At 66.6% G+C, this 20,636-nt stretch carries 16 protein-coding genes; 11 read left to right on the forward strand and 5 right to left on the reverse strand.

Going from position 1 to position 20,636, the window contains the following annotated elements:
* Window positions 1-27 precede the first annotated feature (27 nt).
* The 9 genes from prpB to acnB all read left to right on the forward strand — a co-directional run bounded on the left by prpB (window position 28) and on the right by acnB (window position 11,928).
* Window positions 28-912 (forward strand): methylisocitrate lyase, encoded by an 885-nt coding sequence (gene prpB, locus QZ709_RS05670; protein ID WP_294636297.1) that lies wholly within the window; start codon window positions 28-30, stop codon window positions 910-912.
* A gap of 63 nt (window positions 913-975) precedes the next feature.
* A complete protein-coding gene (gene prpC, locus QZ709_RS05675; protein ID WP_294636298.1) occupies window positions 976-2,139 on the forward strand; it encodes a 2-methylcitrate synthase in 1,164 nt (387 codons plus the stop codon).
* A 140-nt stretch (window positions 2,140-2,279) separates the two neighbouring features.
* On the forward strand, window positions 2,280-4,901 hold the full coding sequence (gene acnD, locus QZ709_RS05680; protein ID WP_294636299.1) for a Fe/S-dependent 2-methylisocitrate dehydratase AcnD: 2,622 nt from the start codon (window positions 2,280-2,282) through the stop codon (window positions 4,899-4,901).
* A gap of 109 nt (window positions 4,902-5,010) precedes the next feature.
* A complete protein-coding gene (locus QZ709_RS05685; protein ID WP_294636300.1) occupies window positions 5,011-5,847 on the forward strand; it encodes a DUF3696 domain-containing protein in 837 nt (278 codons plus the stop codon).
* Window positions 5,844-6,392 (forward strand): hypothetical protein, encoded by a 549-nt coding sequence (locus QZ709_RS05690; protein WP_294636301.1) that lies wholly within the window; start codon window positions 5,844-5,846, stop codon window positions 6,390-6,392. The genes QZ709_RS05685 and QZ709_RS05690 overlap by 4 nt, the downstream gene beginning before the upstream one ends.
* A complete protein-coding gene (locus tag QZ709_RS05695; protein ID WP_294636302.1) occupies window positions 6,389-7,087 on the forward strand; it encodes an RNA ligase family protein in 699 nt (232 codons plus the stop codon). The genes QZ709_RS05690 and QZ709_RS05695 overlap by 4 nt, the downstream gene beginning before the upstream one ends.
* A 20-nt stretch (window positions 7,088-7,107) precedes the next feature.
* Window positions 7,108-8,295 (forward strand): 2-methylaconitate cis-trans isomerase PrpF, encoded by a 1,188-nt coding sequence (gene prpF / locus QZ709_RS05700; protein ID WP_294636303.1) that lies wholly within the window; start codon window positions 7,108-7,110, stop codon window positions 8,293-8,295.
* Window positions 8,296-8,508: 213 nt separating this feature from the next.
* Entirely contained in the window at window positions 8,509-9,045 is a 537-nt protein-coding gene (locus QZ709_RS05705; RefSeq protein ID WP_294636304.1) for a hypothetical protein, read from the forward strand.
* A gap of 288 nt (window positions 9,046-9,333) precedes the next feature.
* On the forward strand, window positions 9,334-11,928 hold the full coding sequence (gene acnB, locus QZ709_RS05710; RefSeq protein ID WP_294636305.1) for a bifunctional aconitate hydratase 2/2-methylisocitrate dehydratase: 2,595 nt from the start codon (window positions 9,334-9,336) through the stop codon (window positions 11,926-11,928).
* 116 nt (window positions 11,929-12,044) lie between these two features.
* On the opposite strand, the gene QZ709_RS05715 is transcribed toward acnB, so the two are convergent.
* The gene (locus tag QZ709_RS05715; protein ID WP_294636306.1) at window positions 12,045-12,719 is read right to left on the reverse strand and encodes a hypothetical protein; all 675 of its coding nucleotides are present in this window, start codon (window positions 12,717-12,719) and stop codon (window positions 12,045-12,047) included.
* A 78-nt stretch (window positions 12,720-12,797) separates the two neighbouring features.
* The gene (locus tag QZ709_RS05720) at window positions 12,798-14,588 is read right to left on the reverse strand and encodes a lipase family protein (RefSeq protein WP_294636307.1); all 1,791 of its coding nucleotides are present in this window, start codon (window positions 14,586-14,588) and stop codon (window positions 12,798-12,800) included.
* Between the two features lie 283 nt (window positions 14,589-14,871).
* Here QZ709_RS05720 and QZ709_RS05725 point away from each other — a divergent pair, with 283 nt between their 5' ends.
* Window positions 14,872-17,226 (forward strand): penicillin-binding protein 1A, encoded by a 2,355-nt coding sequence (locus QZ709_RS05725; protein ID WP_294636308.1) that lies wholly within the window; start codon window positions 14,872-14,874, stop codon window positions 17,224-17,226.
* Window positions 17,227-17,250: 24 nt separating this feature from the next.
* Window positions 17,251-18,186 (forward strand): AEC family transporter, encoded by a 936-nt coding sequence (locus QZ709_RS05730; protein WP_294636309.1) that lies wholly within the window; start codon window positions 17,251-17,253, stop codon window positions 18,184-18,186.
* Here the strand turns inward: QZ709_RS05730 and QZ709_RS05735 are convergent.
* From QZ709_RS05735 to QZ709_RS05745, 3 genes are all read right to left on the reverse strand, one after another.
* On the reverse strand, window positions 18,176-18,718 hold the full coding sequence (locus QZ709_RS05735; RefSeq protein ID WP_294636310.1) for a M48 family metallopeptidase: 543 nt from the start codon (window positions 18,716-18,718) through the stop codon (window positions 18,176-18,178). The two genes, QZ709_RS05730 and QZ709_RS05735, sit on opposite strands and share 11 nt — an antisense overlap.
* 14 nt (window positions 18,719-18,732) lie before the next feature.
* Entirely contained in the window at window positions 18,733-20,202 is a 1,470-nt protein-coding gene (gene sbcB, locus QZ709_RS05740; protein WP_294636311.1) for an exodeoxyribonuclease I, read from the reverse strand.
* Between the two features lie 88 nt (window positions 20,203-20,290).
* Window positions 20,291-20,636: 3-oxoacyl-[acyl-carrier-protein] synthase III C-terminal domain-containing protein (locus tag QZ709_RS05745; RefSeq protein WP_294636312.1), on the reverse strand; the 346-nt coding region annotated here is incomplete at its 5' end.

A 20,636-nucleotide genomic window follows, 5' to 3' on the forward strand; every position in this document is an offset into this window, starting at 1 on the left:
CCCACCCGCACCCACCAAGGAGCACACATGGCCAACATGACCCCCGGCGCCCGTTTCCGCCAGGCTCTCCAGGAAGAATCCCCGCTGCAAGTGATCGGCGCGATCAACGCCAACCACGCCCTGCTGGCCAAGCGCGCCGGCTTCAAGGCGATCTACCTGTCGGGCGGCGGTGTGGCCGCGGGCTCGCTGGGCCTGCCCGACCTGGGCATCAACACGATGGACGACGTGCTGATCGACGTGCGTCGCATCACCGACGTGTGCGACCTGCCTCTGCTGGTCGACATCGACACCGGCTTCGGCCCGAGTGCCTTCAACATCGAGCGCACCGTCAAGAGCCTGATCAAGGCCGGCGCCGCCGCCTGCCACATCGAAGACCAGGTCGGCGCCAAGCGCTGCGGCCATCGCCCCGGCAAGGAAATCGTGTCGACCGAAGAGATGGTCGACCGCGTGAAGGCCGCCGCCGATGCCAAGACCGACAAGGACTTCTTCCTGATCGCCCGCACCGACGCGATCCAGGTGCACGGCGTGGATGCGGCCATCGAGCGCGCCATTGCCTGCGTGGAAGCCGGCGCCGACGGCATCTTTGCCGAAGCGGCGTACGATCTGGACACCTACAAGAAGTTCGTGGACGCCGTGAAGGTGCCCGTGCTGGCCAACATCACCGAGTTCGGCAAGACCCCGCTGTTCTCGACCGACGACCTGCGCCCCACCGGCGTGGGCATGGTGCTCTACCCCCTGAGCGCCTTCCGGGCCATGAACAAGGCCGCAGAGACCGTCTACACCGCGATCCGGCGTGACGGCCACCAGCGCAATGTCGTCGACATCATGCAGACCCGCGAGGAGCTGTATGACCGCATCGGCTACCACGCCTTCGAAGGCAAGCTGGACGCGCTGTTTGCCGCCAAGAAGTGAGTCGTCATCGACGACCCCGACCGTTTGACTGCTGAATCAACCTCTGACCAGGAGATCCCATCCATGAGCGCCACGCCCGAGACCACCACGCCCGGTTTCAAGCCCAAGAAGTCCGTTGCCCTGTCGGGCACCGCGGCCGGCAACACCGCGCTGTGCACCGTGGGCCGTACCGGCAATGACCTGGCCTACCGCGGCTACGACATCCTGGACGTCGCCACGACCTGCGAGTTCGAGGAGATCGCCCACCTGCTGGTGCACGGCAAGCTGCCCAACGTGGCCGAACTGGCTGGCTACAAGGCCAAGCTGAAGTCGCTGCGCGGCCTGCCCGCCGCCGTGAAGGTGGCACTGGAGCAACTGCCCCCTTCGAGCCACCCGATGGACGTGATGCGCACCGGCGTGTCGGTGCTCGGTTGCGTCAAGCCCGAGAAGGAAGACCACAACCACCCGGGCGCCCGCGACATCGCCGACAAGCTGATGGCCTCGCTGGGCTCGATGCTGCTGTACTGGTACCACTTTGCCTACAACGGCAAGCGCATCGAGGTGGAAACCGACGACGACTCGATCGGCGGCCACTTCCTGCACCTGCTGCACGGCGAAAAGCCGCGTGACAGCTGGGTGCGCGCGATGCACACCTCGCTGATCCTGTACGCAGAGCACGAATTCAACGCCTCGACCTTCACCTCGCGCGTGGTGGCCGGCACGGGTTCGGACATGTACTCGGCGCTGTGCGGTGGCATTGGCGCCCTGCGTGGCCCGAAGCACGGCGGCGCCAACGAAGTGGCCTTCGAGATCCAGAAGCGCTACGACAACCCGGATGAGGCCGAGGCCGACATCCGCGCCCGCGTGGAACGCAAGGAAGTCGTGATCGGCTTCGGCCACCCCGTCTACACCGTGAGCGACCCGCGCAACGTGGTCATCAAGAAGGTGGCCGAGGACCTGTCGAAGGAACAGGGCAACATGAAGATGTACAACATCGCCGAGCGCCTGGAATCGGTGATGTGGGACATCAAGAAGATGTTCCCGAACCTCGACTGGTTCAGCGCCGTGAGCTATCACATGATGGGCGTGCCCACCGACATGTTCACCCCGCTGTTCGTGATCGCACGCACCTCGGGCTGGTCGGCCCACATCATCGAGCAGCGCATCGACGGCAAGATCATCCGCCCGAGCGCCAACTACGTCGGCCCCGAAGACCAGGTCTTCGTGCCGCTGAAGGACCGCAAGTAAGCAGGCCAGAGGAAGGCGCCACATTGCCCCGGGTGATGTGGCGCCTTTCTGCCTTGTGGCGGCGCGACGCTGCCACCCCGAACCGACGTCTGCCCCGACGCCCCGATCGTCCGCCCCACTTTGCTGACTGCCCCACGGCCATGAGCAACATCAACACCCAATACCGCAAGCCGCTGCCCGGCACGAACCTCGATTACTTCGACACGCAAGCTGCCGTCGAAGCCATCCAGCCCGGCGCCTGGGCCACCCTGCCCTACACCGCCCGCGTGCACGCCGAGAACATCGTGCGCAAGGCCGATCCGGCCATCGTCACCGATTGCCTCAAGCAGATCGTCGAGCGCAAGCGCGACCTGGACTTCCCCTGGTTCCCGGCCCGCGTGGCGTGCCACGACATCCTGGGTCAGACCGCCCTGGTGGACCTGGCCGGCCTGCGTGACGCCATCGCCAAGGAAGGCGGCGACCCGGCCAAGGTGAACCCCGTGGTGCCCGTGCAGCTGATCGTGGACCACTCGCTGGCCGTGGAGTGCGGCGGCTTCGACCCGCAAGCCTTCCAGAAGAACCGCGACATCGAAGAGCGCCGCAACGAAGACCGCTTCCACTTCATCGAGTGGACGAAGAAGGCCTTCGCCAACGTGGACGTGATCCCCGCGGGCAACGGCATCATGCACCAGATCAACCTGGAGAAGATGTCGCCGGTGATCCATGCCGACAACGGCGTGGCCTACCCCGACACCTGCGTCGGCACCGACTCGCACACCCCGCACGTGGACGCGCTGGGCGTGATCGCCATCGGCGTGGGCGGCCTGGAAGCCGAGAACGTGATGCTGGGCCGCGCCTCGTGGATGCGCCTGCCTGAAATCGTGGGTGTGAAGCTGACCGGCCAGCGCCAACCCGGCATCACCGCCACCGACGTGGTCCTGGCCCTGACCGAGTTCCTGCGCAAGAACAAGGTGGTGGGTGCTTACCTCGAGTTCTACGGCGAAGGTGCGTCGAAGCTGACGATTGGCGACCGCGCCACCATCTCGAACATGGCCCCCGAATACGGCGCCACCGCCGCCATGTTCAGCATCGACGAACAGACGCTGGAGTACCTGACGCTGACCGGCCGCACCGCCGAGCAGGTCAAGCTGGTCGAAACCTATGCCAAGACCGCCGGCCTGTGGTCCGACAGCCTGAAGAACGCCGTGTACGAGCGCAACCTGGAGTTCGACCTGTCGAGCGTGGTGCGCAACATGGCCGGCCCGTCGAACCCGCACGCCCGTGTGGCCACGTCGGATCTGGCCTCGAAGGGCATTGCCGGCCAATGGCAGATGCCGGCTGCCGGTGAAGGCACCATGCCCGACGGCGCCGTGATCATCGCGGCCATCACGTCGTGCACCAACACCTCCAACCCGCGCAACGTGATCGCCGCCGCCCTGCTGGCCCGCAACGCCAACAAGCTGGGCCTGACGCGCAAGCCCTGGGTGAAGTCGTCGCTGGCCCCTGGCTCGAAGGCGGTGGAGCTGTACCTGAAGGAAGCCAACCTGCTGGGCGACCTGGAAAAGCTCGGCTTCGGCATCGTGGCCTTTGCCTGCACGACCTGCAACGGCATGTCGGGCGCGCTCGATCCGAAGATCCAGCAAGAGATCATCGACCGTGATCTGTACGCCACCGCCGTGCTCTCGGGCAACCGCAACTTCGATGGCCGCATCCACCCGTATGCCAAGCAGGCCTTCCTGGCCTCGCCCCCGCTGGTGGTGGCCTACGCGATCGCCGGCACCGTGCGCTTCGACATCGAAAACGACGTGCTGACCGTGGTCGACGGCAAGGAAATCCGCCTCAAGGACATCTGGCCTTCTGACGAAGAGATCGACGCCGTGGTGAAGGCCGCCGTGAAGCCCGAGCAGTACCGCGCGGTCTACGAGCCCATGTTCGCCATCCAGGCCGACAAGGGCGAGAAGGTGAGCCCGCAGTACGACTGGCGCCCGATGTCGACCTACATCCGTCGCCCGCCCTATTGGGACACCGAAGGCGTCGGCGCCCTGGCTGCCAACCCGCGCACGCTGAAAGCCATGCGCCCGCTGGCCATCCTGCCGGACAACATCACAACCGACCACCTGTCGCCGTCGAACGCCATCCTGCCGAACTCGGCGGCGGGCGAGTACCTGCACAAGATGGGTCTACCGGAAGAGGACTACAACTCCTACGCCACCCACCGCGGCGACCACCTGACCGCCATGCGCGCCACCTTCGCCAACCCCACGCTCAAGAACGAGATGGTGCGCAAGGAAGACGGCAGCATCAAGGTGGGCTCGTGGGCCCGCGTGGAGCCCGAAGGCCAGGTGATGCGCATGTGGGAGGCCATGGAGACCTACCTCAACCGCCGCCAGCCGCTGATCATCATCGCGGGCGCCGACTACGGTCAGGGCTCGTCGCGTGACTGGGCCGCCAAGGGTGTGCGTCTGGCCGGTGTGGAAACCGTCGTGGCCGAAGGCTTCGAGCGAATCCACCGCACCAACCTGATCGGCATGGGCGTGCTGCCGCTGGAGTTCAAGCCGGGCACCACCCGCCTGACCCTGGGCCTGGACGGCACCGAAACCTTCGACGTCGAAGGCGACCTCAAGCCCCGCGCCGACCTGACCCTGGTGATCCACCGCAAGAACGGTCAGACCGAGCGCGTGACCGTGACCAGCCGCCTGGACACCGCCGAAGAAGTGTCGGTGTACGAAGCCGGTGGCGTGCTGCAGCGTTTCGCCCAGGACTTCCTGGCGGCGAACAAGTGACCTCTCCGAGCGCCTTCGCCTCCCACAAGGAGGCGGAGCCCGGGCAAGCAAAGTCCACGAGGCTTTGCTTGCCTGGCGGTGGCCGGGCCCCGTTCGCAAACCCGAAACCATGCTGACTTCTCTGCGCATCCGTCACTTCCGGGCCTGGCAAGACACCGGGCCCGTGCGGCTCGCGCCGCTCACCGTGTTCTTCGGTGAGCACGGCACCGGCAAGAGCAGCCTGGGCCATGCACTGGCCCTGCTGGATCCGCACGCCCACGCGGCGGTGTCTGACCAGCAGGCTGGCTTTGCGCTGGATGCGGTGTGGCAAGCCGGCGGTCTGCGTGTCAGTCGACACCTTTCCGCGGCATCGGCGCCTGAGCCCACGCCAGCCACCCTCACCTTTGTCGACACCGGGGCACAGGGAAGCCGCATCCCGCTGCCTTCGGCCGGCGACCCGGCCGCGTCGCACTGGCTGCACGCCATGGGCCTGGATGCGCCCTCGACGGCCTCGCAAACCGGCCGCAGTGCCCGCCATGCGCGGCACCTGCTGGCGAACCTCTTCGACACCCCGCACGGTGGCACGGTGTGGCTCGAGCACCCCGAGGCCCACCTGCATCCCAAGGCCCAGGCCGTGCTGGCCGACGCCCTGATTGCGGCGGTCCAGGCGACGGCCACAGGGGATCGCCCGGGCGTTCAGTGCATCGTCGAGAGCCACTCCGAAGCCCTGCTCAACCGCCTGCAGCGCCGCGTGGCCGAAGCGGTGATCCCGCCCGACGACCTCGCGCTGTACGTGTGCCGCCTGCGCGGCCCGCATGCCGAACTGGAGGCGCTGCGGCTCAACGCCTATGGCGACATCGAGAACTGGCCCGAAGACCTCTTCGGCCACGACATGACCGACATCACCGCCCGCGCGCTGGCCGCCCTGCGCCGCCGCCAGGCCGACACCGGGGAGCCCCAGGCATGAAGGCGGTGATCGACACCAACGTGCTGCTGGTGGCCAACGGCCAGCATGCGGACGTTTCGCCCGGCTGCGTGGCCGCCTGCGTGGCGCACCTGCAGGCCATGCAGGCCAGCGGCGTGACGGTCATCGACGACGGCCATCGCATCCTGGACGAGTACCTGCACAAGACCCAGGCCAACCGCCCCAAGGGCGTCGGCGACGTGTTCCTGAAATGGCTGCTTCGCCAGGTGGCCAATCCTCAGCGCGTCGAACAGGTGCCACTGACAGAGACCGGCGAGCAGACCTACGCCGAGTTCCCGTCGACCGCCCTGCAACCCCGCTTCGACCCATCCGACCGCAAGTTCGCCGCCGTCGCCCACGCCCACCCCGACAAGCCGCCCATCTGGGAAGCCGCCGACAGCAAGTGGCTGGACTGGTGGCCGGCCCTCAAGGCCTGCGGCGTGCAGGTCGAGTTCCTCTGCCCCGAAGACACGTGCGACTTCTACCGCAAGAAGTTTCCGGACCACCCGCTTCCGCCGCTGCCTCGCGCACCGGCCACCTCAGCATGACGGATTTCTTTCGCTTCCCGCACACCCCGCACATCGCCTGGCTGGCTGCCGGTGAACCGCGCGAGGACAAGGTGCTGTCGCCCGCCGAGGCCCATGCCCTGCTGGCACACAAGGTCGTGGTCGAAGAGAAGCTCGACGGCGCGAACCTCGGCTTCTCGCTCGACGAGCACGGCGAGTTGCGTGCGCAGAACCGAGGGCAGTATCTGAGCGATCCGCACGCCGGCCAGTTCGCCCGCATCCCGATGTGGCTGCAGCAGCATGGCGACGCCTTGCTGGCCGAGCTGACACCGGACCTCATCTTCTTCGGCGAATGGTGCGCCGCGCGCCACTCGCTGGACTATGGCGCCCTGCCCGACTGGTTCCTGTTGTTCGACGTGTACGAACGCAGCCAGGGCCGCTTCTGGAGCACAGCCCGCCGCAATGCGCTGGCCGCCCGCGCCGGCCTGGTCACCGTGCCCCGCCTGTTCGAGGGCCACACCACACTGGACGCGCTCAAACTCATGGTGTCCAGCACCCCGAGTCGCTACCGCAACGGCCCGCTCGAAGGCATGGTGATCCGCCACGAATCCGAAACCTGGTGTGAAAACCGCGCCAAGCTCGTGCGCCCCGATTTCACCCAGGCCATCGACACCCACTGGCGCAAACGCGCCATCGAATGGAACCGCGTCGACCACGATGCGGCCTACCGCAACTGACCTCTCCACCGGACACAGCCATGGCACACGCACCCCAAGTCAAGATCCCGGCCACCTACATCCGCGGCGGCACCAGCAAGGGCGTCTTCTTCCGCCTGCAGGACCTGCCCGCAGCCTGCCAGGTTCCCGGCGAAGCGCGCGACAAGCTGTTCCTGCGCGTCATCGGCAGCCCCGACCCGTACGCGGCCCACATCGACGGCATGGGCGGCGCCACGTCCAGCACCAGCAAGTGCGTGATCCTGTCGAAGGCCAGCCAGCCCGACCACGATGTGGACTACCTCTATGGCCAGATCTCGATCGACAAGCCCTTCGTGGACTGGTCCGGCAACTGCGGCAACCTGTCCACCGCCGCGGGCGCCTTCGCGATCCACGCCGGCCTGGTCGACCCGGCCCGCATCCCGCAGAACGGCACGGCCGTGGTTCGCATCTGGCAGGCCAACATCGGCAAGACCATCATCGCGCACGTGCCCGTCACCAACGGCCAGGTGCAGGAAACCGGCGATTTCGAGCTCGATGGCGTGACCTTCCCGGCCGCTGAGATCGTGCTCGAGTTCATGGACCCATCCGACGATGGCGACGAAGGCGGCTCGATGTTCCCGACCGGCAACCTGGTCGATGACCTTCTCGTTCCGGGCGTGGGCACACTGAAGGCAACGATGATCACGGCGGGCATTCCCACGGTCTTCGTCAATGCCAAGGACATCGGCTACACCGGTACGGAACTGCGCGAGCAGATCAACAGCGACCCCGAAGCACTCAAGCGGTTCGAGGCGATCCGTGTGGCGGGTGCCCTGCGCATGGGCCTGATCAAGACCCCCGAAGAAGCCGCCACGCGCCAGCACACGCCCAAGATCGCCTTCGTCGCACCACCTCAGTCCTATGCCGCGTCCAGTGGCAAGACGATCGAAGCCGGCGACATCGACCTGCTGGTGCGCGCGCTGTCGATGGGCAAGCTGCACCACGCGATGATGGGCACCTGCGCCGTCGCCATCGGCACCGCCGCAGCCATCCCGGGCACCCTGGTCAACCAGGCGGCCGGCGGCGGCGAACGCGAAGCCGTGCGCTTCGGCCACCCTTCCGGCACCCTGCGCGTCGGCGCCCAGGCAAAGCAGGTCGACGGGCAGTGGACGGTCACCAAGGCCATCATGAGCCGCAGCGCGCGCATCATCATGGAAGGCTGGGTGCGCGTGCCGGGCGACACCTTCTGATCCCTCCGGCAGGACACGCCCCTCGCCCCGGGGGGCACGGCTTTCCACATGGCGTGATCCCGCGCACGGCCCGAGGGGTCTTGCGGTGTGCCGAAGCGGTCTTTCGGTGGCAATATCACGGGTGGCGTGCTGACTGCGATCGGGGAGGTTCCCCGCCCGTGCGGTCCGGCCCCGTCAACACCTGAATCACCCGCTGCCAGCCCCCCGCCTGCCATGACCGCCTCCCTTCGTCACGCTCAGCGCATCCGCACCTTCGCCGTGTCTGCCGGCATCATGCTGGGCATGGCCCTGGCCACCCTGGCGCCGCAACTCGGTCATGCGGCCGAGGTGAAAAAGACCAAGCGCACGCTGGTCGAGAAGATTGTGGCGCTGCCCGAAGCCACCGTGGAGCAGCTGCAGGCCGCCGAGCGCGTGCTGATCGGCAAGTACCAGTGCGAATTCGGCAAGGCCGTGCAGATCGACCGGCATGCCCGCAACGATGGCTACTTCGACCTGCGCCTCGGCCAGCAATCCTGGACGATGAAGCCCGTGCTGTCGTCGACCGGGGCCGTGCGCCTGGAGGACGTCAAGGGCGCGGCGCTGATGATCCAGATCCTCACCAAATCGATGCTGATGGACCCGAAGCGTGGCCAGCGCCTGGTGGATGGCTGTGTGCATGACACGCAGCGGGCCGCCGAAGAGGACCTGCGCCGCAACCCGCGCCCCTCGGTCTTCGGCCTGAACAGCGACACGCCGGCCGACGGCAAGTGACAACCCAGCCGGACACCTGTCCGGCTGTTTGCTTTCTGGGGGCCGTCAAGCCACTGGTTTCCCCTGAAGAACAGCACAAAGCCCAGCGGAATTGATGCTCAACGGCCGCGCCTCGGCACGAGATCCACACATTTTCGGCCTGCGGTGTGGCTTTCCTTCCGCTCCTGGGGGAAAATAGCGAATTGTGCGAAGTCTTATAGAAGACTTCCTGCCCCGGGTCGAGCAGCACACCCGTTCTGCCCACCGCGGTGAATCCTTTTCCGTCCCCGCCCCACAAAGGTGATCTTCATGTTGCAAGCCTACCGTCAACACGTTGCCGAGCGCGCCGCGCTGGGCATCCCCCCGCTGCCCCTGTCGGCCCAGCAAGTCGCCGAGCTGATCGAGCTGATCAAGAATCCGCCGGCCGGCGAAGACGCTTTCCTGCTCGACCTGCTGACCCATCGCGTGCCGCCGGGCGTGGACGACGCCGCCAAGGTGAAGGCTTCCTTCCTGTCGGCCGTCGCCCATGGTGACCTGGCCGTGGCCCTGATCTCGAAGGCCAAGGCCACCGAGCTGCTGGGCACCATGGTCGGTGGCTACAACGTCAAGCCGCTGATCGACCTGCTGTCGGACGCCGAAGTCGGCACCGTGGCCGCCGAAGCCCTGAAGAAGACCCTGCTGATGTTCGACGCGTTCCACGACGTGGCCGAACTGGTCAAGGCCGGCAACGCCAACGCCAAGGCCGTGATGCAGTCGTGGGCCGACGCCGAGTGGTTCACCAGCCGTCCGGAAGTCGCCAAGAAGATCACCGTGACCGTGTTCAAGGTGCCTGGCGAAACCAACACCGACGACCTGTCGCCCGCTCCCGATGCCTGGAGCCGTCCTGACATCCCGCTGCACTATCTGGCGATGCTCAAGAACACCCGTCCTGACGCGGCCTTCAAGCCCGAAGAAGACGGCAAGCGCGGCCCGATCCAGTTCATCGAAGACCTGAAGAAGAAGGGCAACCTGGTGGCCTACGTCGGCGACGTGGTCGGCACCGGCTCGTCGCGCAAGTCCGCCACCAACAGCGTGATCTGGGCCACCGGCGAAGACATCCCCTTCGTGCCCAACAAGCGCTTCGGCGGCGTGACCCTGGGTGGCAAGATCGCCCCCATCTTCTTCAACACGCAAGAAGACTCTGGCTCCCTGCCCATCGAAGTGGACGTGTCCAAGATGGAAATGGGCGATGTCATCGACATCTTCCCCTATGACGGCAAGATCGAGAAGAACGGCGAAGTCATCGCCAACTTCCAACTGAAGTCGCAAGTGCTGCTGGACGAAGTCCAGGCTGGTGGCCGTATCAATCTGATCATCGGCCGCTCGCTGACCAGCAAGGCTCGTGAGTTCCTGGGCCTGCCCGCCTCCACCGTCTTCCGCCTGCCCCAGGCACCGGTCGACAGCGGCAAGGGCTTCACCCTGGCACAGAAGATGGTCGGCCGCGCCTGCGGTCTGCCAGAAGGCAAGGGCGTGCGTCCGGGCACCTACTGCGAGCCCAAGATGACCACCGTTGGTTCGCAGGACACCACCGGCCCGATGACCCGTGACGAGCTGAAGGACCTGGCTTGCCTGGGCTTCTCGGCCGACCTGGTCATGCAGTCGTTCTGCCACACCGCGGCTTATCCGAAGCCCGTGGACGTGAAGATGCACCGCGAACTGCCCGCCTTCATCTCGAACCGCGGCGGCGTGGCCCTGCGTCCGGGCGACGGCGTGATCCACTCGTGGCTGAACCGCATGCTGTTGCCCGACACCGTCGGCACCGGTGGCGACTCGCACACCCGCTTCCCGATCGGCATCTCCTTCCCCGCTGGTTCGGGCCTGGTCGCCTTCGGCGCCGCCACCGGCGTGATGCCGCTGGACATGCCTGAGTCGGTGCTGGTGCGCTTCAAGGGCCAAATGCAGCCTGGCGTCACCCTGCGTGACCTGGTGCATGCCATCCCCTTGTACGCCATCAAGGCTGGTCTGCTGACCGTGGCCAAGGCCGGCAAGAAGAACATCTTCTCGGGCCGCATCCTGGAAATCGAAGGTCTGCCTGACCTGAAGGTCGAGCAAGCGTTCGAGTTGTCTGACGCTTCCGCTGAGCGTTCGGCTGCTGGTTGCACCATCAAGCTGAACAAGGAGCCCGTGGCCGAGTACCTGAAGTCGAACATCGTTCTGATGAAGAACATGATCGCCAACGGTTACCAGGACGCCCGCACCCTGGAGCGCCGCATCAAGGCCCAGGAAGCTTGGTTGGCCAACCCCAACCTGCTGGAAGCCGATGCCGACGCGGAATACGCTGCCGTCATCGAGATCGACCTGAACGACATCAAGGAGCCGATCGTCTGCTGCCCGAACGACCCGGACGACGCCAAGTTCCTGTCCGAAGTCGCTGGCACCAAGATCGACGAAGCCTTCATCGGTTCGTGCATGACCAACATCGGTCACTTCCGCGCCGCCGGCAAGCTGCTGGAAGGCAAGAAGGACATCCCGGTGCGTCTGTGGGTGGCACCGCCCACCAAGATGGACGCCGCCGAGCTGACCAAGGAAGGCTACTACAACACCTTCGGCCAAGCCGGTGCCCGCACCGAAATGCCGGGCTGCTCGCTGTGCATGGGTAACCAGGCTCAGATCAAGGAAGGCTCGACCTGTATCTCCACGTCGACCCGTAACTTCCCGAACCGCCTGGGCAAGAACACCAACGTGTTCCTGGGCTCGGCCGAACTGACCGCCGTCGCGTCCAAGCTGGGCAAGCTGCCGACCCCGGCCGAGTACATGGCTGAAATCGGTGTGGTGGCCAAGGATGCCGACAACGTCTACAAGTACATGAACTTCAACCAGATTGAAGAGTACGTGGAGACGGCCAAGTCGGTCAGCGCCGCCTGAACGGGGCGGCCGCCCCGCACAACCGAGCAGTGAAGCCCGGTTGAACTCGACCCGCCTCGGCTCTCGGGCCCAGGCGGGTTTTTCATGCCCTCCGGGTCGCCGACCTCATGGTCAGGTCAGCCCCCTTGCATCGCGGCCGCTGCAGCCCGCAGCCGCCCCCACTCCAGCGTGAGTCGATCGGTGCGTGCGGCCTCACCAGACTCCGCATCGCGAACAAGGCCCCTCACCCTGGCCTGAGCCTCGGCGATGCCCAGATCCCCCCGGCGGACCCGCTCGGGCATTTCTGCGAGCACCCATTCGGCCAGTTCTCGGCGAAGCGGCAGAGGGTCTCCAGGACCGAGCTTCTCCCAGCGCTCCAGTTGCTTGTGAAAATGGAGCACGTGGACCAGTCGGGTGAGCTCTGCCTCCGGGTGGGCGTGCTGTCCCGCAACGCCCTTGAGCATCGCCCACTCGACATCTGACACATAGTCCGGACGTGAGGTAACCACGGCGTGGTGTTCGCTCCGACGCAAGGGCTGCGAGGACAAGCGAGCCACTGCTGCCGCCTGCTGAGCCTCGAGTTGGACGGCATCCAGTGGCGCCAGCGACTGAGGGCCAGGCGCGGACGACCGCCCATGCAGCGCAGGGGAGTCAGTCGGCGCCGCCTGGGCACGCGCGGCAGGGATACCCGCTTCACGAACGAGCAGGCCTGATGGGCTGGTGTACATCCAGACCGACAGCATGGCCAGTGTCAGCAGTCCGACGCCCAGCACGGAGTTTCTCCAGCTGCGCGCAGGTTGGACAACAATCATGATGCACCCCCTTCAAGGCAAAGGGCCGCGGCTGCCCACAAAGCAGCCGCGGCTGGTCACACTCCGGTCAGGCCGGGATCAGTAACGGGTCGGTGCCGGCGGCACCACGGTGAAGCTGAAGGTCTGTCCGTCGCCCGACACCAGGGAAGACAGGATGGCCGACACGCTGCAGCCCTTGAACTGAGGGAATCGGGTCGTTCCGTTGAAGGTCAGGCTGCCACCGCCCAGTGCAGAAACCGGCCCTTCGAAGTTCAGCGGGAACTCGACGGGCGTCACCGTCTTGCACGGCGCGATCGGGATGCCGGCCAGCGAGGTGATGGTGATGTCGGCCTTTGCCATGCCGCGCACCTTGAGCGTACCGGCCGTGTCCAGCTCGGCCGTGCCCGTTGTGTCGCCCACTGGCGTGATGCGCATGCCCACCCCGGCACCGATGCCCGCGATCTTGATCGGGGCGGTGAAATCGGGCACAGAGAGGTTGCCTTTCAGCGTCTTCGCCGTGATGTCGGTGTCCGCCGTGAAGGTCGACTTCTCGGGCAGGGTCACCGTCTGAGCCAGCGTCTTCAGGCCCACCGTGGCCACGAGCTTCCAGGCGTCGAGCGACACCACGAAGTTGCCTCCGGGCGGATTCGCGGTCGACTTCGGCTCGGCGGCCAGCGTCAAGCAGGAGCCACTGGTGGACTTGCCGGCCACGCGGTCCGTCAGCCAGGACAGCGCGTAAGGCGCGGCCTGGAACTGCGTGGCGATGTGCTCGCTCGGATAGACGTCGAAGGTGACATTGGCCCACTTGCTGCAGTACTTCTTCTTCAGCGCCACGGCCTGGTCGATCGGGATGAACTCGTCGGCCTTGCCGTGGTACTGGTACAGCGGCACGGGGATCTTGTCAGCACCGAGGTTCTGCGCCTTCAGCGTGGCGCTGACCGACGGGATCTGCTCGAGCTGCTGCAGGGTCTGGTTGCCGACCGTGAACTCGGACAGCCGCTTGTTCATCAGGTCGAACAAGGCCTCGAACACACACTCGTCCTTGCCGCGCGCGATGGTGGCCTTGCCCAGGTCGTTGGCAAGTTCGTTGATGGGGATGCCTTCCGGGTACTCTTCCGACAGCCCCACCACACCGGCCAGCAGGAACGACGAACCGAAGCTGCCATCCAGGTAGGCCGCCGTGCGGCTGAAGTCGGCCGGGACACCGCCCGCGGCCACGCCGACCAGGTTGATCTCGGGTGCATAGGCGGCCTTGCGCTGACCGGCCCAGGCAGCGCTCTGGCCACCCTGCGAGAAGCCCCAGATCACGGCTTTGGTGTTGGCGGCGATGCCAGCCGTCGGAAGCTGAGAAGCTGCCCGGATGATGTCGAGCACGGCATGAGCCTGCGATGCGCCCGCCAGATAGGTCGGGGTGGCGTTGTTGGTGTAGCCGTAGTAGTCGGTCACCAGCACGGCATAACCAGCCTTCAGGGCGGCGACGATGTTGGCCGTCTCGTAGTCCGTGCCCTTGCTCAGTTGCAGGGACGGTGCGCAGCGCTGCGCCAGACCGTGGGTGCCCACGGCATACGACAGCACCGGGCGGGTGCCACTGCCCGACCAGGGCGCTGTCGGCACGATCACCGTGCCGGTCACGATGTTGGGGGCGCCCTTCGAGTTGGTGGACTCGTACTTCACGTTCCAGGCGCCATGGCCCGGTGCGTTCCTGCCGAGGTTCAGCGTCGTGGGCCGGTAGGACAGCAACTCCCCCGCCCGGGCAGTGGGCGCAGGCGCATCGTAGAAGCTCATGTCGCCCGGGCCGACGGCCGGAGCAGCATGGGCGGCTCCTGTGGCCACCAGCGCGGCGGCAAGCGGAACCAGCATCAAGGAAAGATGGGGCAGGGTGTGTTTCATGTGAAAGGTCCTCTGGGAATCAGTCAGGGGCCGGAGCGTCAAGACAGACCGCCCGGAGCCCATTCAGTCTGCTTTCCCCACTCGAAAGCCGATCGCGGGTTAACGATAGCCATCCAACGCCAATCATTCACGTGAGGGGCGAGATCAGGGCGGAACACCCGCCAGCGCGCTGGGGTTTGCCCCTGGGACATGCGGTCTCGGCGTCTGCGCGGCATCCGGGGACGAAGCGGCCGGATAATCGCGGTCTTTGGACCTTCCCGGTCGCCCCTCGCCGACCTGCTCCATGCGCAATACCTCTTCCGCAGCCCTCCGCGGCAACCGCGGCTTCGTCCTCCTGGCGGTGCTCGGCACCGTGGCGGCGATCGTCGCGGCCTTGCTCGTCACGGTGGCCGTGCTGTACCCCCAGTTGCCCGACACCAGCTCCCTGTCGAATTACCAGCCGAAACAGCCTTTGCGGGTGTACACCGCCGATGGCGTCGAGATCGGCGGGTTCGGCAGTGAGAAGCGGCAATACCTCAAGATCGACCAGATCCCGAAGCTGATGCGCGACAGCCTGCTGGCCGTCGAGGACTCGCGCTTTTACGAGCACCCGGGCGTGGACGTCATCGGCGTGCTGCGGGCGGTGGTATCCAATGTCACCGGGGGCCGCACGCAAGGCGCCTCGACAATCACGCAGCAGGTGGCGCGCACGTTCTTCCTGACCCGGGAAAAGACGCTGACACGCAAGCTCAAGGAGGCCATGCTGTCGCTGAAGATCGAGCGGCAGCTGAGCAAGGACCAGATCCTCGAGCTCTACATGAACCAGATCTACCTGGGCGCGCGCTCGTATGGCTTTGCCGAAGCCGCCCAGACCTATTTCGGCAAGCCGCTGAGCGCCCTCAATGCCGCGGAGTGCGCCATGCTGGCGGGCTTGCCGCAGAACCCTGCCAACGTGAACCCGATCAAGAACCCGCAGCGGGCCCGTGCGCGGCAGCTGGTCGTTCTGGCCCGCATGCATGCCGAGGGGGTGCTGAACGACGCCGCCTACGAGCAGGCCAAGGCGGAGAAGCTGGCCGTGCGCCCACCGGGCGAGATGGAGGTCCATGCCGAGTACGTGGCCGAGATGGCGCGCGCCCAGGTCTACGCCCAGTATGGCGAGGCCGCCTACTCCACCGGCATGAAGGTGGTCACCACGCTGCGGGCGGCAGATCAGCAGGCGGCCTGGAAGGCCCTGCGCCGCACCCTGATCGACCGCGAAATGGGGCAAGCCTGGCGCGGCCCCGAAGCCTGGGAGGAGCTGGGGCGCGGGCTGGAGGACGACGACCCGGCGGTGTCGCAGGTCCTGGCCGACTACAACGACGACGAGATGCTGCGGGTCGCCATCGTGACGGCCGCGGGTGCCAAAGAGGTCCGCGCGGTGCTGGCCAGCGGCGACGTCGTGAAGATCAGCGGCAAGGGCCTGCGTCAGGCACAGCCGGGTCTGGCGGGCGGCGCCAGCGACCGCATCAAGGTGCGCCGTGGCTCGGTCATCCGACTGGTGGAGGTCAATGACGAGTGGCGCATCACGCAATGGCCGGAAGCCGAAGGAGCACTGGTGGCCATGGACCCACGCAACGGCGAGGTGCGGGCCCTGGTGGGCGGATTCGACTTCCAGCGCAACCAGTTCAACCATGTGACCCAGGGTTGGCGACAGCCAGGCTCGAGTTACAAGCCTTTCGTCTACTCGGCCGCCATCGAGAATGGGGTGATGCCCGAGACGCTGGTCAACGATGCGCCGTTGACCAATGTGGGTGACTGGTCCCCCCAGAACTCCGACGGCAGCGCGGACGGCCCCATCCCGCTTCGAACAGCGCTGGCCAAGTCCAAGAACCTGGTGAGCATCCGTCTGGTGCAGTTGCTCGGCCCCCAGGCTGCGCGCGAATGGAGCGGTCGCTTTGGCTTCGACGTGAGCAAGCAGCCGGACAACCTGACCCTGGCGCTCGGCGCGGGGTCGACGACCCCGATGCAGCTTGCTGGCGCCTACGCGGTGATCGCCAACGGCGGACTCAAGGTCAACCCGGTGGTGACCCGACGCATCAGCAATGGCGACGGCAAGGTGGTGTTCGAGGCGCCGGCCAAAGCTGCCGACGAAGCCGACCGCGTGCTGCCCGCCCGCAACGCCTTCATGACCGCCACCCTGCTCAATGAAGTCACTCGCACGGGCACCGCGGCCCGGGCGCAGGCCCAGTTGCGCCGCCCGGATCTGTACGGCAAGACAGGCACGACGAACGACGTGGTCGATGCCTGGTTTGCCGGCTTTCAGCCGCACCTGGTGGCCGTCGTCTGGCTGGGCTACGACACGCCTCGCAGCCTGGGCAGCCACGCCTCGGGCAGCACGCTGGCTCTGCCCGCGTGGATTCAGTTCATGGCCACGGCACTGAAAAACGAGCCGGTCACCGGGATGCCTGTGCCGGAAGGCGTGGTGCGTCTGGAAAGCGGCTGGCGTTACAGCGAATGGGCCGACGGCGGCTTCCTGACCGAGCTGGGTGTGGACGACCGGCCGATCGACCCCAGCCTGATCCCGGCGCCACCGGCCCCCGCCGGCTCGGCGGCCTCGTCGGCCGAGGGTGAGGGCAATGTGGAAGACCGCCTGAAGGCCTTCATCGACCGGCTGTTCTGACCGCACGCTGCCCAACGCGACCGCATGGACGCCATCCTGCATTACGGGCGACTGTGCGCGCCCATGTTCCTGCTGGTGGCGCTGGGGTGGGCACTGAGCGCGGTCTGGCGGGGCGCACGGCGCCTTCATGAGGGCCTGTCGCGCTTCGTCTTTACCGTGGCGCTGCCGGCACTGCTCTTTTCCCTGATGAGCGACCTGTCACGCCTGCCGCCCGTGGACCCGCGCGTGCTGCTGGCCTTCTTCGGCGGCTGCCTGCTCGTCTTCGTGGTGGGCAGGGTCATTGCCTGGCAGATGTTTGCGCTCGACGGCGTGTCGCAATCGCTTTTTGCGCTGGCGGGCATCTTCAGCAACAACGTGCTGCTGGGCATCCCGCTGGCACAGTCGACACTCGGGCCGGCCTCGATGCCCACCGTGGCCCTGGTTCTGGTGTTCAACTCCCTGACCTTGTGGACGCTGGTGACGGTGTCGGTCGAGTGGGCGCGACATGGCAGCCCGTCGATCGCCGGCTTCAAGACCACGGTGGTCAGCGTGCTGCGCAACCCCATCATCGTGGCCATCCTCAGCGGCACGGCCGTGGGTCTCAGCGGCTGGCCCTTGCCCGAGCTGGTGAGCGCGCCCCTGCACTGGGCCGCTCAGACTGCGGGGCCGCTGGCCCTCGTCACGCTGGGCATGGGCCTGGCCGCCCACGGCATCCGCGCCCACTGGCGTCCGGCGCTGACCATGACCGGCGTGAAGCTGGTGGTGCAGCCTCTGGCAGTGTGGACGCTGGCTCGCCTGCTGGGGCTCGGTGCGATGGAGACCCGCGCGGTCACCCTTCTGGCCTCGATCGCCACGGGCGCCAATGTCTACCTGATGTCGCGGCAGTTCCAGTCACAAGAGGGGCCGGTGGCCGGTGCACTTGTGCTGTCGACCGCGCTGGCGGCCATCACGACGCCTCTGTGGCTGGCGCTCACGGCGTGAGCTGCCCCACATCCCGGGCTGTCAGCCACAGCCGCAGGTCGAACTCGTATTGGTGGTAATCGGGCTCCATGTGGCAGCACAGCGCGTAGAAGGCCTTGTCATGGGCCTTCTCCTTGAGGTGCGCCAGCTCGTGCACCACGATCATCTGCAGGAACTGTGGCGGCGTGTCCTTGAACAGGCTGGCCACCCGGATCTCGCGCTTGGCCTTGAGCTTGCCACCCTGCACGCGTGACGCCACCGTGTGCGTGCCCAATGCCTGCTGGATCACCTGGATCTGCCCGTCATACGCCACCTTGCTGAGCGGCTCGCTGCTGCGCAGGTACTGTTGCTTGAGCCCCATCACATGCTCGTACAGCAGCTTGTCGGTGCGCACGTCGTGGCGCTCCGGGTAGCGCTTGAGCAGCACCTCACCGAGTCGCCCCTGGTCGATCAGCGATTGAGCCTGTGCCAGCAGGTGGGCCGGGTAACCGCCCAGGTAGCGCGACACGGCGGGCAACACGGGCGGCGGGGCCAGGTGGACGATGCGGGACACGGTACGAGGGCGGCTCAGGGCGCGATCTGCTCGGCGTACTCGTAGAGCAGTCCGAGGATGTTCTGACCGCGCTCGTCGTCTTCCGTCAGCTGTTCGCTGAGCACGTCGATGCGGTCGAAGAAGGCCTGCAACGACATCCCGCCCACGCCCTCGTGCAGGCGCGCCTGGCGCAGGGCCTGCCACCGGGCCTGCTCGGCCTCGTTCAGCGTGTCGGGGAAGTTGCGCGCGCGGTAGCGGAACAGCAGCTCCGCCAGCCGCTCGTCCACAAAGCCCGGGTGCTTGTCGGCGAGCTGCTCGCCGCTGAGACCGCGCAGGCGCTGCAGCACGCGACGGTCTTCGTTGCCCACGAACCCGCCATAGAGGTCTTCGTCCACATCCGGCGCAGCGCCATAGCGGGCCTCGCGTTCGCGGGCGCCGTAGACCTCGGCCCAGATGCCGTCCATGCTCGGGCTGTGGGCCGCGGCCGATTCGGCATGCTGCAGGGCCTGCTCGACGTTCACGCCCCAACGGGCGGCCACCTCGGGTGTCAGCACCTTGAGGTTGCCGATCACCACGGGCGACTTGTTGATGTGCACACTCTTGACCGGCAGGCGGCTGACGCCCTCGGGCAGGTCTTCGCGGCGGGTGAACATCCGCAGGCGGATCTCTTCCGCGCTCAGGGCGAACAGCTCGCGCGGGTCATGCGCCAGGTCCCAGCACAGGATTTCGTTCTTGTTGGTGGGGTGTTGCGCCAGCGGCCACACCAGCGCCATGAAGCCGCGTTCGGCACCGAACTGGCTGGAGATGTGCAGAAAGGGCTTCCACTGGCTGCGCGGCTTGTCGAGGCCGGCTTCGGTCAGCACGGCGTCCTTCTTGCGCAGCTTCAGGCAGAAGTCCCACAGGCGGGGCTGACGCGTCTTGATCAGCCGGGCCACGGCGATGGTGGCGCGCACATCGGACAGCGCATCGTGCGCGGCCTCGTGCACCAGGCCGTTGGCCGCACTCAGGTGTTCGAGCTTGAAGGACGGACGGCCGTCGTCGTAACGCGGCCATTCGATGCCCTCGGGGCGCAGTGCCCAGGTGGTGCGCACCAGGTCGATCAGGTCCCAGCGGCCGCAGCCGTTCTGCCACTCGCGGGCGTAGGGGTCGATCAGGTTGCGCCAGAACAGGTGGCGCGTCACCTCGTCGTCGAAGCGGATGGTGTTGTAGCCCACGCCGATGGTGTGCGGCTCGGCCAGCTCGCGCTCGATGGCGTCGGCAAAGCGGTGCTCGGGCACCCCCTGTTCCAGACAGGTCTGAGGCACGATGCCCGTCAGCAGACAGGACTCGGGATCGGGCAGGTAGTCGGGCGCCGGCTGGCAGTACTGCATCAGCGGCGTGCCGATCTCGTTGAGATCGGCATCGGTGCGGATGCCGGCAAACTGCGAGGGCCGATCACGACGGGGCACGCGGCCGAAGGTCTCGTAATCGTGCCAGTAGAAGGTGTAAGCGTTGTCCGATGACATGGGCGACACGATACAGGAGCGAAGCCAGAAAAAACGCCCGCTGGGCGGGCGTTGTGCGGAGTCGGGTCGGCGGACGCGCCGGGCGCGATCAGCGCTTGCGCAGCACCACGCTGCCCACCGAGTAGCCGGCGCCGAACGAGCAGATCACGCCCACATCGCCCGACTTGAGGTCGCCATGGTGCAGGTGGAAGGCGATGATGGAGCCGGCCGATGCGGTGTTGGCGTACTCGTCCAGGATCATCGGGGCCACGTCCTGCGTCGGCTCGGCGTTGATCAGCTTCTTGATGACAAGCTGGTTCATGCCCGAGTTGGCCTGGTGCAGCCAGTAGCGGCGCACGTCGGTGGGCTGGATGTGCAGCTGACTCAGTTGCCCTTCGATGTGGGCGGCGGCGATGGGAACGACCTCCTTGAACACCTTGCGGCCTTCCTGGCGG

It is taken from the genome of uncultured Aquabacterium sp. (assembly GCF_913773725.1).
Taxonomy (GTDB): domain Bacteria; phylum Pseudomonadota; class Gammaproteobacteria; order Burkholderiales; family Burkholderiaceae_C; genus Aquabacterium.

What these genes read in the sequence shown, in the direction of transcription:
- prpB (WP_294636297.1), top strand. Translation starts at nt 28, where the DNA reads ATGGCCAACATGACCCCCGGCGCCCGTTTCCGCCAGGCTCTCCAGGAA.
- prpC (WP_294636298.1), top strand. Translation starts at nt 976, where the DNA reads ATGAGCGCCACGCCCGAGACCACCACGCCCGGTTTCAAGCCCAAGAAG.
- acnD (WP_294636299.1), top strand. Translation starts at nt 2,280, where the DNA reads ATGAGCAACATCAACACCCAATACCGCAAGCCGCTGCCCGGCACGAAC.
- QZ709_RS05685 (WP_294636300.1), top strand. Translation starts at nt 5,011, where the DNA reads ATGCTGACTTCTCTGCGCATCCGTCACTTCCGGGCCTGGCAAGACACC.
- QZ709_RS05690 (WP_294636301.1), top strand. Translation starts at nt 5,844, where the DNA reads ATGAAGGCGGTGATCGACACCAACGTGCTGCTGGTGGCCAACGGCCAG.
- QZ709_RS05695 (WP_294636302.1), top strand. Translation starts at nt 6,389, where the DNA reads ATGACGGATTTCTTTCGCTTCCCGCACACCCCGCACATCGCCTGGCTG.
- prpF (WP_294636303.1), top strand. Translation starts at nt 7,108, where the DNA reads ATGGCACACGCACCCCAAGTCAAGATCCCGGCCACCTACATCCGCGGC.
- QZ709_RS05705 (WP_294636304.1), top strand. Translation starts at nt 8,509, where the DNA reads ATGACCGCCTCCCTTCGTCACGCTCAGCGCATCCGCACCTTCGCCGTG.
- acnB (WP_294636305.1), top strand. Translation starts at nt 9,334, where the DNA reads ATGTTGCAAGCCTACCGTCAACACGTTGCCGAGCGCGCCGCGCTGGGC.
- QZ709_RS05715 (WP_294636306.1), bottom strand. Translation starts at nt 12,719, where the DNA reads ATGATTGTTGTCCAACCTGCGCGCAGCTGGAGAAACTCCGTGCTGGGC.
- QZ709_RS05720 (WP_294636307.1), bottom strand. Translation starts at nt 14,588, where the DNA reads ATGAAACACACCCTGCCCCATCTTTCCTTGATGCTGGTTCCGCTTGCC.
- QZ709_RS05725 (WP_294636308.1), top strand. Translation starts at nt 14,872, where the DNA reads ATGCGCAATACCTCTTCCGCAGCCCTCCGCGGCAACCGCGGCTTCGTC.
- QZ709_RS05730 (WP_294636309.1), top strand. Translation starts at nt 17,251, where the DNA reads ATGGACGCCATCCTGCATTACGGGCGACTGTGCGCGCCCATGTTCCTG.
- sbcB (WP_294636311.1), bottom strand. Translation starts at nt 20,202, where the DNA reads ATGTCATCGGACAACGCTTACACCTTCTACTGGCACGATTACGAGACC.